The organism is Haloarchaeobius ordinarius (genome assembly GCF_051801355.1).
Classification (GTDB): domain Archaea; phylum Halobacteriota; class Halobacteria; order Halobacteriales; family Natrialbaceae; genus Haloarchaeobius.
In genome coordinates this window covers 632,875-647,828 of record NZ_CP196560.1, presented here as the reverse complement: position 1 = coordinate 647,828, position 14,954 = coordinate 632,875, and the positions used below count along the sequence as shown (strand labels likewise).

Below are 14,954 nucleotides of genomic sequence, written 5' to 3'. Positions count from 1 at the left end.
TTCCAACGACTCGAGTCCGAAACAAACTAACCTTCCTTCACGAATTATTTGGTAATGACAGCGATACAGGTGGAGAATCTCACGAAACGATACGGCGACACAGTCGCGCTAGACGACGTGTCGTTCACGATACCCGACGGGGAGTTCGTCGTCCTGCTCGGCCCTTCGGGGGCCGGGAAGTCGACGCTCCTCCGGCTCCTCAACGGACTCGCGGAGCCGACCGAGGGCGGCGTGTACATCGGCGACTCGAAGGTCACCGGTCGGCGGAGTGACATCGGCATGGTGTTCCAGATGCACTACCTCGTCGAGGCGATGAGCGCGTACAAGAACGCACTCACTGGCGCCCTCTCTCGGGAGAGTTTCCTCGGGAGCCTCCTGACGCGGTACGACCGCCCGGACAAGGTCACCGCGCTCGAAGCACTCGACACGGTCGGCCTGCTCGACGAGGCGAACCAGCGCGCCGGCTCGATGTCTGGCGGCCAGAAACAGCGCGTCGGCATCGCCCGTGCACTCGTCCAGCAGCCCTCGTTACTGCTGGCCGACGAACCTGTCGCCAGCCTCGACCCCAAAGCGGCGGAGGAGGTCATGGGCTACATGCGACGTGCGGCCGACGAACGCAACCTGACGACCATCGCGAGCCTCCACCAGGTCGGCCTCGCACGCGAGTTCGGTGAGCGCTACATCGGCCTGCGCGACGGCAAGAAGGTCTTCGACGGCGGGAAGGAGGACCTCACGATGGACATCGTCGACGACATCTACTACTCCGACGGCGAGGAGATGTCCGCGGCGACGGCGGAGGAGGTGGCCCAATGAGCGACGACAGGGCCGCGACCGACGGCGGGACCGTCTCCGATACGGACCCGCGCATCTCGGAACGTCTCGACCACATCGAGCGCCAGCAGCTCATCCGCCGTGGCCTGTACGCCGGGCTACTGCTCGCCGTTCTCGCCTTCTCGGGTGCAGGACTCGTCTACCTCGATTTCACCCTCGCCGCGGTGGTCCGACAGGGACCCGTGTTCGTCTCGAACCTGCTGGAGTTCCTCAGTCCGGACTTCTACTTCTTTACGCTTCACTCCCAGGACCTGGGTCTCCACGGCTGGGACGCGCTGTTCAGCAGCCTGACCAACCCGGGCTCGCTCGTCGAGGCCGTCCTCCAGCGTGACCAGGCGACCTCCATCGTCGGCGCGAGCGTCGTCACCATCGTCGTCGGCGCGACCGGGACCGTCGTCGGCTTCCCCCTCGCGCTCCTGTTCGGTGTGATGGGTTCCGAGCGCGTGACGCCGTTCCCGTTCAACTTCATCTTCCGCGGCACGATGAGCACCATCCGGGCCATCCCGGCCATCGTCTGGGTGCTGTTCTACATCCCGGTGTTCGGGCCGACGCCGCTGTCGGCGATGTTCGCCATCGCGACCGACACCATCGGGAACATGGGTCGCCTGTTCACCGACGAACTCGAAGAGGTCGAAGACGGCCCCATCGAGGCCATCTCCTCGACGGGTGCGGACCGCTCACAGGTCATCACCTTCGGGATGCTGAGCCAGGTGTTCTCCTCCTTCATCGCCTGGGCGCTGTACATCCTCGAGATAAACGTCCGTATCGCCATCTCGCTCGGTGTCGTCGGTGCCGGTGGCCTCGGCCAGTTCATCAAGGGCCAGCTCGCCCAGCTCGCGTTCCGTCACGCGGCGGCTGGCATCTTCATGGTCATCGTCATCGTCATCTCCGTCGAACTGTTCTCCTCGCGGCTCCGGTCCCGCTTGCGCCCGGACGAGGAGACCTCCGAGGGCTTCTTCGAGAAGGTCCGCGGGCTGCTCGACGGCGACAAGTGGCTGGGTCGAAGCGCCTAGAAGTCGCCCAACCGCGACTGGCCACTTTCTCCACCATCTCCCCGAACGCCGGCCAGCGACGCGGCTTCTGCGAGGGTCTCCTCGAACGGGTCGCGCTGGCTCCGGTCGTACAGCGTCGCCGCGGGATGCAAACAGAGCATGACGCGTCGGGGCTCACCCGCGATGCGGACCTCTTCGACGCTGCCGGTCTCCTTCGTCACGGCGACAGACCGGTCGAGCAGGTGTTCTGCGGGGACCTTCCCCAGCGTCACGATGACCTCGGGATTCACGAGGGCTATCTCGCGTTCGAGGTAGCCGCGACAGTTCGCCAGTTCCTCCTTGCGCGGGTTCCGGTTGTCCGGCGGCCGACAGCGGACACAGTTCGTGATGCGGACCGTCTCGCGGTCGAGGCCGACGTTCCGGAGCACCTCCGTCAACACGTCGCCGGAGCGGCCGACGAACGGTTCGCCCTGTTCGTCCTCCCGTGCGCCGGGCGCTTCGCCGAGAAAGAGCACGTCGGCGTCGGCCGGCCCGACGCCGTTGACGATGCGACTGCGGGACTCGCAGAGTTCGGGACAGCGCTCGCAGGCCGTGACCTCGAGCCCGTCCATGTTCTCGAGGCTGTCGTCGTTCTCCATGTCGGGACGGGCGCACCGGGTGTACCTAATCCCTGCGGAGCGCGTCCCCTGCGCGGGCGGCCATTCGGGCCACACGGAGCGGTTCGGGTCGGCCGCCCTCGGGGGTGAACGCCCGAACCACGTCGCGCGCCTCGGCTGTGCTCACGCCGACCGCCCGGACGTACACCGTCTCACCGTTGACACCGACTGGGGTTCTCGCGGGTTGTGCACGGTAGGTCGCTAACCGCTCGTCCCGTGCATCGCCTTCGAACGCCTCGCGGATGGCGTCGTCCAGTCCGTCACTGTCCTCGTAGGTCACGGAGACGACGGGCCGGTCGACGGCCGCTGAAAGCTGGTGCATGTCGAGGACGTTGTACCACGCCAGCGCGATGCCAGAGACGAGTACGAACTGGACGTCCTCACGGCCCAGACGGTCGTACAGCCTCTCGACCGCGCTGGTCACGTCGCTCCCGCCGACGGTACAGGTCCCAAAAGAGAAGCCGTCTACCACGCGATTCGCTCTGACCACGACACCCGCGAGTGTGCTCTCGTCTTCCCGGAACGACTCTGCGACACCCACCGCCCGCACTCCGGGCTTCACGCGTGACTACTCCGTGGATTTGATGTCTTTCAACCGGTCGATAAGTTCGTCGTTCGACGCGCCGTTCTCGAACTCGATGCTGCCTTCGTGGTTCGATTCTCGTGTGTTTACTGACTCGTTCTCGTCGAGGTCTGTGTCGATGCTCTGGTTCTCCTGTTCCGATTCGTCGTAGCTCCCGAAGCCCATGCGTTCGTGTATAATCGGTAAGGACTCAAAAAAATCACGGCCTTGCCTTGGAATACCAACCCATTCTGCGGTCCGACCCGCATTGCCTGCCCCGTCATCGTTTTCCGGCGTGCCCGCGAGGCTCCGAACATGAACGTGACTCACGTGACGGCCGATGCGGACGTGTTCACCTGCAACGTCTACCTCGTCACCGGCGAGCGCACGACACTCGTCGACGCAGGGGCGATGGAGGGTGTGGTCGACGTCGTCCGTGACCACACGGACCACCTCGACCAGGTGGTACTCACCCACCAGCACGGCGACCACGTCGCCCAACTCGACGCCGTCCTCGACGAGTTCTCGTGTGACTGTTACGCCTACGCCCAGCATCCCCGGCGGACCCACGAACTGGACGACGGGGACTTCGTGAAGATCGGTGACGAGACCTTCGAGGTCGTCTACACGCCCGGCCACGCTGCCGACCACGTCGCCTACGTCAGCGAGTCGACGCTGTTCTCGGGCGACGTGGTGGTCCACGACGACGCCGCCTTCGACTACGGGAGCTTCGGCCGGACCGACATGGCCGGCCAGTCACGCGAGCGACTCATCGAGAGCATCAAGGACCTGCTCGACCGGCTCCCCGACTCGGTCGAGCACATGTACGCCGGCCACGGCGGCGAGTTCCACGGTGACGTCCGCGACGTGGTCGAGACGGCACTCGTGCGGGCCGAACGGCGCGAACCGAAGTACCCCGACGAGTGAGCGACGGCCGTCCGAGCACTGACCGCGCCCCGCGAGACGAAGCCGTCGCTGGAAAGGAGAACGAATCGGAGAGAAAGGACGCTTACGCGGCGCGCTTTTCTTTCGCCTTCGGGCGGAGCTTCGCGTAGCCGCACTTGCGGCACTTCTCGGCGCGCTTTGCGTTCCGTGCGTTGCATCGCATGCAGATCATCTTCTCGAGCGTCCGGTCGACCGCAGCGTCGAATTTAGCCATATCGTGATTTCACGTGGGTGCGGATAAAAGCGTTTCCGAGTCGGCTCGTCGTCTTTCGAGGCCCGACATCGACGCCTGCACGACGATTCAAGTACGATGGCGGGCCCAGACTCGCCATGCACTGACGACCCACCGCGCGAGTGACAGCGGTCGCACGGCACCCACTCGCGTGCCTACACCGGGCATCGTGCCGTCTGTTCGCTAGTCAGGTCCGACAGCGACCGTTCTCTCGTTCACTCTTCGTCGTCTTCGTCCGCGAGATAGTCGTCCTGCACCGCGACAACCTCGGTCGAATCTGCGCACTCGCTGTAGCGCCGCAGCGGCTCCTCGTTCAGCGTCAGGAAGGTCTCGCCCCACCGGAACTTCGCGAGAATCTCTTCGGCGTGGTCGCGCTCGCCGAGGATGCACAGCGCCGCCGCCAGCGCCTCGACCGTCGTCAGCTTGAACGGGCGGCCGTAGTTCACGGGGTTCGCCGCGACGAGGAACGGGAGCGCCCGGTGCTCGCCGGGCATCTCGAACATCGCGGCCTCGGCGGTCTCCCACGAGCAGTCCAGCGCGACGAGGTTCGAGGCGTCCGCGTCCGCTGGCGAGAGCGCCTGCTCCGCGTGGGGGTTGAGGACGACGCCGTACGGGGTTGCGCGGTTCGAGCGGTGCAACTCGGCGAGGTCGAACCGCGCGAGCTTTCGCGCCGTGCACTTTTTCGGGTCGTCGTCACCCTCGTAGCGGACGTGGAGGTTCACGCGGGACGGTTCCCGGTCGAGAGAGAAAAGCGCCTCGCTACCCGAGTCGGTCGCGGAGCTCGTGCAGGTCGACCAGCACTTCGTCACGGTCGAGGATGGTGTCGATGTGGTCGTCGCGGTCGCCGACAGTCTGCCCGTCGAGTTTCTCGAATACCTCGGCGAGGAACGGTTCCATCGCCTCCCGGAGCTCCGGGTACGTCGTCTCGACCCGGGCCGCCTGGAAGTCGAGGGTGATACCGTTCGGCCCCTCGTGCACGTCGTAGCCGAGAAACCGCGGGTGACGGGGCTGTTCCAGCCGGGCGAGGTCGTACAGCCGGAGCAGGGAGTGCATGGAGCCGTAGGTGTGTAACACGGGCGTGCCCGCCTGTTCGACGCCGAACTCGACGTGGTCGGAGGGCCCCGTCACGGCGGCCTCCCAGCCGCCGTAGACACCGTGGACTTCGAAGCGAAGCATGTGCGGATGCAGGAGCCGCGAGGTGAAAAACGCCGCGTCAGGGGTCTGTCGTCCGGAGTCGGGCTACCGGGACGCTGTCATTCCGCCTCGTGGACCGCCTCCCCGCGGAGCAGTCGCGACGCGATGCTGAAGGTCTGTTCGGCCTCGCGCCGCGTGGGGAAGTGCGCCGCCATGTACCGGGCGACCGCGACCATCGCGACCCGCTTCCTGTGCGCGTCGGTCGCGAGGTCGAACTGCCGGAAGCCTGCTTCCAGTGCCTGCAGGGTATGGAAACCGGCGTCTTCGCGCAGCAGACAGTGCCCGAGCGTCCGCTTCAACTCGGCGGGGTCGCCGCCGCAGTCGACGAACTCCCCGACGAGTCTTCCTGCCTCGTTCACCTGCCCTTCCTCGTCGAACGTCTCGCGGAGGTCGTCGAGCACCGCGTCCGGGTCGCGGTCGCTGCTGTCGGGGTCGGGAATCGGTGCCGGGGGCGTGTTCAGGAAGCGGTCCAGGTAGACGTTCACGGCGGCGTCGAAGACGCCGCGGTAGAGTTCGGTCGCGTCCACCCGACGGGTCGCCTGGTGGACCGCGTTCGCGTAGGTGAACGTGTGATGCACCGTGTTCCAGTCGGAGAACTCGTTGGCGGTGCCGAACCGGGCGACACGAGTCGCGGCGGCGTGCGCCACGGAGTGTGCCAGGTTCTCGGTCGTCGCGCCGTTCTCGATGGCCTCGCACAGCGCATCGACGATGGCGTGGGGGTCGTCAGACAGCAGGGTGTCCTGGAAGTCCTCGGGTTCGGTCCAGGACTCGCCCTCGCCGCGGGCGGCCAGGTCGTCGAGGTCGGCGAACGCGTCGTCCAGCAAGCCGGCGAGGTCGACCGGCTGTCGCCACGAGGAGAGCTCCTCGCTGCGCTGGGCGTCGGTCAGGCGCTCGACGAGGCTCGCGAGCGTGTCGTCCGCGCCATCCCAGCCGATGTGCTCGAGCGTCTCGATGGCCTTGTTGACGAAGTCGAACGAGTGCCCCGAATCGAGGTAGCGATGGTCGGTCGCGGCGGCGAACAGCATCGTCTCGACCTGCTCACGGTCGCAGGTCGCCACCGCGGTCCGGAGCACGCGCTCGGCCCCGTCGGCGTCGCGGACCTCGACGTTCTCGCGGAACCACGATTCGAGGCGTTCGGGGGTGACCTCCCGCGTGGAGAACGATGGCTGGTCGAAGTTCGGGGCCTGCCCGGCGCAGTCCGAGGCGACGTGGCGAAGACCGGTGTAGAGCGCACGCTTCTGGTCCTCGTCGTCGAGTTCGGGGATGACGTTCGCCATGGCAGCGAGGATGGTCAGGCCGGACGACCAGCCCTGCTCGCGGTATCGCGTCCCGAATCGAACGCCCTGTGTGAGCGGGTCGACGGGGTCGATTTGCTCGTTCAGCAGGCCGATGGTGGCCTTGGCGACGACCAGCCGCAGGTTCTCTTCGAGCCCCGTGTCGAGCCTGCTCGCCCAGTGGTCTGCGGGGTCCACATCCAGCGGCGGGTCCAGGTCCACGAACACCTCGCCATCGCGTACTTCGACCGGGTACGTCTGCACGTCGTCGGCCCAGGGGTCGAACGTATCGCCACACGAGAGTTCGAAGCGGGCGTGGTGCCAGTGGCAGGTGAGGACGCCCTCGTCGACGGTCCCGTCGGCGAGTGGGAAGCCCATGTGCGGACACCGGTTGTCGACCGCGCGGACCTCGCCTTCGTGGTGGAACACCGCGATGGCGTGTCCACCGGGGGTCACGAGTTTTCGCCCGTCTGCCTCCAGTTCGGCGAGTGATGCGACCGGGACGAACGAATCGTCGGATGTTGCCATGGCTCGTGGTTCGGCCGCGGGTCGGAAAACCGTTCCCTGAAGCCGGTTCCTGTAACTGTTCTGTCGTTCTGGCCGGAGTGGACACGGCCTGCGCTGGCGACCAGAGCTAAGGTGGGAGGGGTGCAAGGCAATTGCATGCTCTCGGTTGGTTCGCACGCACCGGACTTCGCCCTCCCCGGCGTGGAAAACGGTGAGATCGGTGAGTTCTCGCTGTCGGAGGCGCTTCGCGAGGACGTCGTCGTCCTCGCGTTCTACCCCGCCGACTTCAGTCCGACGTGTACGACGTCACTCTGTACGATGCAGGACTTCGACCTCCTGAACCTCGACGCTGACGTGACCCTGTTCGGCATCTCCGGTGACTCCGTGTTCAGCCACCGGCGGTTCGCCGAAACGAACAACATCACCTACCCGCTGCTGTCGGATTCTATCGGCGAGGTCGCGACGGAGTACGGCGTCTGCATGGCAGACTGGCGTGGTCATCGCAACATCGCCCAGCGCTCGGTGTTCGTCATCGACGACCGCCAGCGAATCCGGTACACGTGGACGACCGAAGACCAGCGGGTCGTCCCCGAGCTCGGGGAAGTCCGTGCAGCGCTCGACGACGTGCGAGACGACAGAACCGCCATCCAGCGCTACGCCCGCGGGTTCGAACACTACGGCGGCGGCCACGACCGGTTCGAGACGGCGTGGTCCGTGTACGAGATGGCGGCGTGGGAGGGAGCGGTCGAGCAGTTCGACGAGGCGGTCGCGTACTTCGACGCGGCAGCGGAGAGCTTCCGCTCTGCGAAGCGGTTCTCCGAGTCCGACGAGGTGGAGGCGGCGGCCGAGGACGCACGGACCCGGAGCGACGACTACCGGCGGGCGGCGAAGTGGTACGCGCGGTCGGCCGAGCACTTCGACGCGGGCGAAGCGGAGCTCGCGGCCGAGTACCAGTCCGACGCGGAGCGCCACCACGAACGCGCCAGCACCGGTGACGAACTGCGGAAGCCGGGGTCGCTCTTTCCGGGCCGGGAGTGAGCGCGACGGACCTTTCTACCATCGGGCCGAACGCGCGACCATGGACTTCGCCGAGCCCGTCGTGACGTACTATCGCGCCCTGGACGACGGCGCGTACGAGTCGCTCCGGTCGGTGCTCTCACCCGAGTTCGTCCAGCACCGCCCCGACCGCACCTTCGAGGGCCGTGAGGCGTTCGTCCGGTTCGTGCGCGAGGACCGGCCGCGGACCGACACGACCCACGTCGTCGACGCGGTCTACCGGAACGAGAACGTCTCTTCGAACGGGAGGGAGACGGCGGTCCGCGGTCGGGTGGTGACGGACGACGGCGAGGTACTGGTCCGGTTCGTGGACGTGTTCGAAGTGGCTGACGGCGAGATCGCCACCCTGCGGACGTACACCAACTAGTCGCGTGCCTCCGGGCACCTGCCGCGTCAGGCAGAGCAGTTGTTGGGGCCGAGTTCGAGGTCGACCTCTCGTTCTTCCTCGTCGACCGTGTCCTTCCCGCGGTTCACGTCGATGACGGTCTCGTAGTTCGGTGGCTTCTCGGGCAGGTTCTCGACGTGCTGTGTGACGAACGTCTCCTCGTCCACGTCGAGCACGTCGATGGCGGCCTTCGCCGCGCCGATGGTCGTGGATATCGGTTCACCTGGCGTGCCAGTGGCGAAGGTCCCGTCGTCCTCGACCGTGACGTGCCCGGGAAGGACGGTGACGTCGTCGGGCAGGGTGAGGAGCACCTCCGAGAGCGACTCGTAGAGCTGTCGCGCACCCTCTCTGCCAGCGTCCTCGTCGAACTCCAGTTCGGTCCGGCCGGTCGAATCGACGAACAGGGTGTCGGCGGTCAGGACCGCCTCGTCGTCGACCAGGTAACTTTGCATCTCGGAGGTGTGGCCGGGCGTGTGAAGCGCCTCGATGGTCGTGGAACCGACGGTGACGGTGTCGCCGTGTTCGAGCGGCTCGTACTCGTACTCGACGCTGCGCTCGGTGGCCGCCGCTCCGAGGTGGTACGGGACGCCGAGGTCGTCCGAGAGGTCGCGGCCGCCAGAGAGGTGGTCGGCGTGCACGTGGGTGTCGAGGACGTGGGTGACGTCCAGCCCCGCGTTCTCGGCGACGGTCCGGAAGACGTCGGTGTTCCGTGTGGGGTCGACGACCGCCGCCTCGCCACCGGACCCGACGACGTAGCCGAGACAGCCCTTCGCGCGGCGCTGGACCTGGTATATCTCTGGGTCGCCGGTCCGGACCGGCGCGACGTCGTACACCTGGCTCCAGCCGCGCATGCCGTCTTCGACCACGTACACGTCCTCGAACGCGCCCCAATCGTCGAGCGCCTCGGCGAGGTCCTCGGAGGTGACCCCTTTCGCACAGATGGTGACCGCGGTGTCGGTGTCCGTCGTCTTCCGGTCGAGTTCCCGCCGTTCGGGCTCGTCCAGGTCGTCCGACGGGCCGAAGGGGTGGTTCACCGCGCCGGGGACGTGCCACGACTCGTAGCTCTCCTCGCCGCGGGTGTCGATGAGGGCGTAGGAGTTCGCTGAGTCCTGCAGGTCGCGGAACTGCTCGGGTGAGATGTGGTCCGTCATGGGTCTGTCGGCGGTAGCGGCGTCCGGGACAAAAATGAGCGGCCTTGACAATATTGTACTCGGACGGGGTGTCGGACCCGTCGATAGCCGCTGTTCAGTCTCGGTCCTCGCCGACGAGGACGTCCCGGCGCTCCTCGTACTCTGCACGGTCGATGTCGCCGCGGGCGTACTCCTCGCGAAGGGTTTCGAGCGCGGGGTCTCCGTCGTCACCGCCCAGGAGTTCCCGACCGATACCGGCGGCGAGGAGGACGAGGACGGCGGGGACGCCGAAGACGAGCAGGATGATGACGAGCTCCGGGGCGCCGATTCCCCCGACGAAGAGGGGAGACAGGGTGTCGAGTGCGAGGACCATCGTCTTCGAGTTCGGTCTCACGCCGAATCAACTTTCTGTGGAGTCCCTGCCCGGAGCGGTCGGTGTTACTCGCCCGTGCCGAGGGCGCTCTCGCCGACCGGCTCGTGGCCCTCGATGACCTCGGTGCCGCCCATGTACGGGCGCAGGGCCTCGGGGACGGTGACGGTGCCGTCCTCGTTCTGGTAGTACTCGAGGATGGCGACCATCACGCGGCCGACGGCGGTGCCCGACGCGTTGAGCGTGTGGAGGTACTCCGCGCTCTCGTGGTGCTCGCGGCGGAAGCGGATGCCGGCGCGACGAGCCTGGAAGTCCTCGAAGTTCGACGCGCTCGACACTTCGAGCCAGCGCCCACCGAGTCCCGCTGGCGCGTCGTCGCTCTCGGTACCGGGGGCCCACACTTCGAGGTCGTACGTCTTCGCGCTTGCGAAGGTGAGGTCGCCGGTGCAGAGGTTCAGCACGCGGTAGGGCAGGCCGAGGCGTTCGAGCACTTCGGCGGCCTCCTCGACCAGTTCTTCGAGGCGGTCGTAGCTGTCTTCGGGTTCGACGAAGTTGACGAGTTCGACCTTGTTGAACTGGTGGACGCGGACGATTCCCCTGGTTTCGGTCCCGTGCTCCCCGGCCTCGCGCCGGAAGTTCGGCGTGTAGGCCTGGTGTTTGAGTGGCAGGTCCTCACGGAGGAGGATGTCGTCACGGTACATGTTCGTGACCGGGACCTCGGCGGTCGGGCAGAGCCAGAGGTCGTCGTCGTCGTAGTCGTCGAATTCGTCGCCGCCGATGCGGTAGGCGTCCTCGTTGAACTTCGGCAGCTGGCCGGTGCCGCGCATCGAGGTCGACTTGACGGGGACCGGCGGGAACACGTCCACGTAGTCCTGCTCGCGGTGGACGTCCAGCATGAACTGGATGAGCGCGTGTTCGAGTCGCGCGCCGTCGCCCTTGAGGAAGTAGAAGCCAGCACCGGTGGTCTTCGCGCCACGGGCCTCGTCGATGATGTCGAGGTCCTCGCCGAGGTCGTAGTGCGGGGTCACCTCGTCGGGCAGGTCCCGCAGGTCGTCGAAGCCCCAGCGTTCCTCTTCGACGTTGTCCGACTCGTCTTCGCCGACTGGGACCGACTCGTCGGGGACCTGTGGAATCTCGAGCAGGCGCTGGTCGAGTTCCGCGTCGAGTTCGTCGGCGCGGTCTTCGATGTCTTCGAGTTTCTCTTTGAGTTCGCTCGAGCGCTCGATGGCCTCCTGGGCTTTCTCGTCTTTGCCCTCCTGTTTCAGCTGGCCGATTTTCTGGCTCACCGTGTTGCGCTCGTGGCGGAGGTCGTCGCCTTTCGCCTTGAGTTCGCGCCACTCCTCGTCCATGGCGAGAATCTCGTCGAGGTCCACGTCGTAGCCTCGGTTTGTGAGGCTCTCGCGGACCTCTTCCGGATTCTCTCGGATGTACCGGCGGTCAAGCATTTGCCGAATCCTTCACGAGGCCCCGGGAAAACCGTATCGGAACCGTGGTCAGGCGTGGCACAGGCACGCTCCCGAAACGCACTGCTTGGCCATCTCGACTGAATCTTTTTCCCCGTTCGGGTTGCGCCTCTACACATGGATCCAGGCGATCTTCGTGAAGTTACGATAGGTGAGTGTACAGACCTCTACTACGTCGATACGGGGATGTACGACACCGGCGAGTACGGCGCGGTGTACATCCTCGACGCAGACCAGGTGGCCATCGTAGACACCGGTATCGGAACGCACTACGAGCGAATCCTCGACGCCCTCGACGAACTCGACATCGCGCCTGGCGACGTGGCGTACCTCGTGCCGACCCACGTCCACCTCGACCACGCCGGAGGTGCGGGCTATCTCGCCGAGGCGTGTCCGAACGCGACGGTCGCCGTCCACGAACGCGGGGCGCGCCACCTCGTCGACCCGTCCCGGCTCTGGGAGGGAACGAAGGAGGCGGTCGGCGACCAGATAGAGTGGTACGCCGAGCCGAAACCGGTCTCCGAAGCGCGGATTCGTGAACTCGCTGACGGGGACGTCATCAGGCTCGGGAACCACTCACTCCACGCGACCGAGGCCCCCGGGCACGCTCCCCACCAGCACATCTTCTACGACCCGACCAACGACGCCGTGTTCGTGGCCGACGCAGCCGGTATCTACGTGCCGACCCACGACCGCGTCCGGGAGACGACGCCGCCGCCGCAGTTCGACCTGGAACAGGCAATCGACGACGTGGAGAAGATTCGCGCCATCGCACCGTCGGCGCTGTTGTACCCGCACTTCGGCCCGGCTTCGACCGGGGACCGGCTCACGGAGTACCAGGCGCAACTGGAGGCGTGGGTCGCCACCGTCGGGGAGGTGCGCGAGGAACTCGAAGACGACGACGCGGTCGTCGAGTACTTCGTCGAGAACACCGAGATGGGTGAGGTGTGGGGTGAGCGGAAAGCGCGTGCGGAGGCGGCGATGAACGCCCGGGGCGTGTTACGGTACCTGAACACGAAGGAGAACTGAACGGCTCGATTCGCTAGCATGCGTCCTCCTACCCGCTGTTGATTCTTCTCGGATGACTGGTTCTCGCTCCGTCAGCATTCCGCGTTGAGCGAGCGTCGTCGAATCCAACAGTATCGGTTAGAATGTTGGCGTCGACGACGCACACGCTCTCGGCCCCGACCACCCGGACCGTGACGTGCACCAGTACAACTGGACACACGTCTCGGGCCCGAACGTCGCGCTCTCGGACCGGAACGTCTCCGAACCGACGTTCGACGCGCCGTCGACGCTGACGACCGCCGAAAAACCGACCGAAAGTTCATAGGTTTTTATTCTCTTTGCCCTGCTTGGGTGTGATATGAACTGGCAGGACGCGGAGCGGGACTACGACGACGAGGTCATCGGGCGAACGAACCTCGCTCGGATGTTCGAGGAGGCCGCCGAGCGGTACGCCGACCGCCCGGCACAGCTGTACAAGGGTGGCGTGTACCACCGGTCGCTGACCGAGACGGTGCTTCCGGAGGTGCCCGACGAGGAGTTCCGGGCCATCAGCTACACCGACATGCAGTCCATCGTCCGCCACCTGGCGGCCGGGTTCCGGGACATCGGCGTCGAGGCCGGTGACCGTGTCGGGCTGTTCTCGAACACGCGGATGGAGTGGGCACAGTGTGACTTCGCACTGCTCGCGGCCGGGGCAGTCGTCACGACCGTCTACTCCGGCTCCTCGAAGAAACAGGTCCAGTACCTGCTCGACGACCCGAACGCCGACGGCGTGGTGGTCGAGAACGCCGACGCGATGAACCGTGTGCTGGAGGTCGAAGACGACCTCGACCTGGAGTTCATCGTCGTGATGGACTGGATCGAGGGCTTCCACGACCGCGAGGACATCTACACGTTGAACGAGGTCCACGACCGCGGGGCCGAGATATTCGACGAGGACACCTACCAGGGGTGGGTCGACGAGCGCGAGTGGGACGACCTCGCGAGCCTCATCTACACCTCCGGCACGACGGGCCAGCCCAAGGGCGTCCAGCTGACGCACGGGAACTTCCGGGCGAACGTGAACCAGATACGAAAGCGGTACGGCCCGCGACCGGACAAGGGCGACACCCCGGTCATCGACGAGAACACACGCAGTGTGTCGTATCTCCCGCTCGCACACGTCTTCGAGCGAACCGCCGGGCACTTCATCATGTTCGCGTCCGGCGCGGCGGTCGGGTACGCCGAGAGCCCCGACACCCTGCAGGCCGACTTCGAACTCGTGAAGCCGACGGCGGCGACCAGCGTCCCGCGAGTGTACGAGAAGATATACGACGCCATCCGCGAGCAGGCGGCGGAGTCCGACACGCGACTGAAGATATTCGAGTGGGCGACCGACGTCGGCAAGGAGTTCCACACGACCGAGAACCCGGGTATCGCGCTCCGGGCCAAGGCGGCCGTCGCGGACCGCCTCGTGTTCAAGAAGGTGCGTGACGCCCTCGGTGGGAACGTCGACTACCTGCTGAGCGGCGGTGGCTCACTCTCGGCCGAACTGTGTGCGCTGTACCACGGGATGGGGCTGCCTATCCTCGAAGGCTACGGGCTCACCGAGACCTCGCCGGTCGTCAGCGTCAATCCACCGGAGGAGCCGAAGATCGGGACCATCGGACCGCCGCTCCCCGGCGTCGAGGTGAGAGTCGACGAGAGCGCGGTCGACCAGGAGCCGTTCGCGGACGACCCGGGAACCGTCGGCGAGTTGCTCGTGAAAGGCGAGACGGTGACCCAGGGGTACTGGCAGAAGCCGGGGGAGACGAACCGGGCGTTCACCGTGGACGACGAGGGCGAGCGCTGGTTCCGGACCGGCGACATCGTCCACCAGCGCGACGACGACTACCTGGAATTCCGCGAGCGCTCGAAACAGCTTCTCGTGCTCTCGACGGGCAAGAACGTCGCGCCGGCACCCATCGAGGACGCGTTCGCGTCGTCACAGGTGGTCGAACAGTGCATGGTCGTCGGTGACGGCGAGAAGTTCATCGGGGGTATCATCGTCCCGAACGCGGAGCGACTGCGGTCGCTCGCCGCCGCCGAGGGAGTCGACCTCCCCGAGAACCCCGGGGCGTTCTGTGCACACGAGTTCGTCCGCGAGACGATTCAGGAGGAAGTCGACCGCCTCAACCGGGACTTCGAGAAGCACGAACGAATCAAGCAGTTCCGGCTGGTGCCCGAGGAGTTCACCGAGGAGAACGACATGCTCACGCCGACGATGAAGAAGAAACGTCGCAACATCCAGGAGCGGTACGCCGACGAAATCGCGAAACTGTACGAAGAGGACTGATTCGGCCGCGTTTTCTGTCACCTGTCGGCTACAAC

18 protein-coding genes are annotated in these 14,954 nt (G+C 66.1%); 8 read left to right on the top strand and 10 right to left on the bottom strand.

Annotation, left to right across the window (positions count from 1 at the left end):
• Nucleotides 1-54: 54 nt before the first annotated feature.
• Complete coding sequence (locus tag ACSC1R_RS03410) at nt 55-813, top strand: phosphonate ABC transporter ATP-binding protein (protein WP_439027668.1); 759 nt, start codon at nt 55-57, stop codon at nt 811-813.
• The gene (locus tag ACSC1R_RS03405; RefSeq protein ID WP_439027667.1) at nt 810-1,844 is read left to right on the top strand and encodes a PhnE/PtxC family ABC transporter permease; all 1,035 of its coding nucleotides are present in this window, start codon (nt 810-812) and stop codon (nt 1,842-1,844) included. Before ACSC1R_RS03410 ends, ACSC1R_RS03405 begins: the two co-directional genes overlap by 4 nt.
• On the opposite strand, the gene ACSC1R_RS03400 is transcribed toward ACSC1R_RS03405, so the two are convergent.
• The 3 genes from ACSC1R_RS03400 to ACSC1R_RS03390 are packed head-to-tail and all read right to left on the bottom strand — an operon-like array spanning nt 1,841 to nt 3,227.
• On the bottom strand, nt 1,841-2,461 hold the full coding sequence (locus tag ACSC1R_RS03400; protein WP_439027666.1) for a uracil-DNA glycosylase: 621 nt from the start codon (nt 2,459-2,461) through the stop codon (nt 1,841-1,843). The two genes, ACSC1R_RS03405 and ACSC1R_RS03400, sit on opposite strands and share 4 nt — an antisense overlap.
• Nucleotides 2,462-2,486: 25 nt before the next feature.
• Nucleotides 2,487-3,041 (bottom strand): DUF99 family protein, encoded by a 555-nt coding sequence (locus ACSC1R_RS03395; protein WP_439027665.1) that lies wholly within the window; start codon nt 3,039-3,041, stop codon nt 2,487-2,489.
• Between the two features lie 6 nt (nt 3,042-3,047).
• Complete coding sequence (locus tag ACSC1R_RS03390) at nt 3,048-3,227, bottom strand: DUF5786 family protein (RefSeq protein ID WP_439027664.1); 180 nt, start codon at nt 3,225-3,227, stop codon at nt 3,048-3,050.
• A 129-nt stretch (nt 3,228-3,356) separates the two neighbouring features.
• On the opposite strand from ACSC1R_RS03390, the gene ACSC1R_RS03385 reads away from it, so the two are divergent.
• Nucleotides 3,357-3,968 carry an MBL fold metallo-hydrolase gene (locus ACSC1R_RS03385; RefSeq protein WP_439027663.1) on the top strand — a complete coding sequence of 204 codons (612 nt, stop codon included), beginning with the start codon at nt 3,357-3,359 and terminating at the stop codon, nt 3,966-3,968.
• A gap of 82 nt (nt 3,969-4,050) precedes the next feature.
• On the opposite strand, the gene ACSC1R_RS03380 is transcribed toward ACSC1R_RS03385, so the two are convergent.
• The 4 genes from ACSC1R_RS03380 to ACSC1R_RS03365 form a co-directional block, all read right to left on the bottom strand.
• The gene (locus ACSC1R_RS03380; protein WP_261648627.1) at nt 4,051-4,200 is read right to left on the bottom strand and encodes a 50S ribosomal protein L40e; all 150 of its coding nucleotides are present in this window, start codon (nt 4,198-4,200) and stop codon (nt 4,051-4,053) included.
• A gap of 233 nt (nt 4,201-4,433) precedes the next feature.
• Nucleotides 4,434-4,940 carry a DUF367 family protein gene (locus ACSC1R_RS03375; protein ID WP_439027662.1) on the bottom strand — a complete coding sequence of 169 codons (507 nt, stop codon included), beginning with the start codon at nt 4,938-4,940 and terminating at the stop codon, nt 4,434-4,436.
• Between the two features lie 37 nt (nt 4,941-4,977).
• Nucleotides 4,978-5,394, bottom strand: a complete 417-nt coding sequence (locus ACSC1R_RS03370) for a hypothetical protein (protein ID WP_439027661.1) — start codon at nt 5,392-5,394, stop codon at nt 4,978-4,980.
• A 77-nt stretch (nt 5,395-5,471) separates the two neighbouring features.
• Nucleotides 5,472-7,214, bottom strand: a complete 1,743-nt coding sequence (locus tag ACSC1R_RS03365; RefSeq protein ID WP_439027660.1) for a Rieske (2Fe-2S) protein — start codon at nt 7,212-7,214, stop codon at nt 5,472-5,474.
• Between the two features lie 135 nt (nt 7,215-7,349).
• Here ACSC1R_RS03365 and ACSC1R_RS03360 point away from each other — a divergent pair, with 135 nt between their 5' ends.
• Both ACSC1R_RS03360 and ACSC1R_RS03355 read left to right on the top strand, forming a co-directional pair.
• Nucleotides 7,350-8,231: a redoxin domain-containing protein gene (locus ACSC1R_RS03360; protein ID WP_439027659.1), complete on the top strand. Its 882-nt coding sequence runs from the start codon at nt 7,350-7,352 to the stop codon at nt 8,229-8,231.
• Nucleotides 8,232-8,271: 40 nt separating this feature from the next.
• A complete protein-coding gene (locus ACSC1R_RS03355; protein WP_439027658.1) occupies nt 8,272-8,616 on the top strand; it encodes a nuclear transport factor 2 family protein in 345 nt (114 codons plus the stop codon).
• 26 nt (nt 8,617-8,642) lie between these two features.
• Here ACSC1R_RS03355 and ACSC1R_RS03350 read toward each other — a convergent pair whose 3' ends face one another.
• From ACSC1R_RS03350 to serS, 3 genes are all read right to left on the bottom strand, one after another.
• Entirely contained in the window at nt 8,643-9,785 is a 1,143-nt protein-coding gene (locus ACSC1R_RS03350) for an MBL fold metallo-hydrolase (RefSeq protein WP_439027657.1), read from the bottom strand.
• A 94-nt stretch (nt 9,786-9,879) separates the two neighbouring features.
• Nucleotides 9,880-10,137, bottom strand: coding sequence for an SHOCT domain-containing protein (locus ACSC1R_RS03345; protein ID WP_439027656.1), 258 nt, complete (start codon nt 10,135-10,137; stop codon nt 9,880-9,882).
• Between the two features lie 65 nt (nt 10,138-10,202).
• The gene (gene serS, locus ACSC1R_RS03340; protein ID WP_439027655.1) at nt 10,203-11,579 is read right to left on the bottom strand and encodes a serine--tRNA ligase; all 1,377 of its coding nucleotides are present in this window, start codon (nt 11,577-11,579) and stop codon (nt 10,203-10,205) included.
• 135 nt (nt 11,580-11,714) lie between these two features.
• On the opposite strand from serS, the gene ACSC1R_RS03335 reads away from it, so the two are divergent.
• The 3 genes from ACSC1R_RS03335 to ACSC1R_RS03325 all read left to right on the top strand — a co-directional run bounded on the left by ACSC1R_RS03335 (nt 11,715) and on the right by ACSC1R_RS03325 (nt 14,919).
• Entirely contained in the window at nt 11,715-12,626 is a 912-nt protein-coding gene (locus ACSC1R_RS03335; protein WP_439027654.1) for an MBL fold metallo-hydrolase, read from the top strand.
• 175 nt (nt 12,627-12,801) lie between these two features.
• Entirely contained in the window at nt 12,802-12,930 is a 129-nt protein-coding gene (locus ACSC1R_RS03330) for a hypothetical protein (protein WP_439027653.1), read from the top strand.
• A gap of 33 nt (nt 12,931-12,963) precedes the next feature.
• Entirely contained in the window at nt 12,964-14,919 is a 1,956-nt protein-coding gene (locus tag ACSC1R_RS03325; RefSeq protein ID WP_439027652.1) for an AMP-dependent synthetase/ligase, read from the top strand.
• Nucleotides 14,920-14,954: the final 35 nt, after the last annotated feature.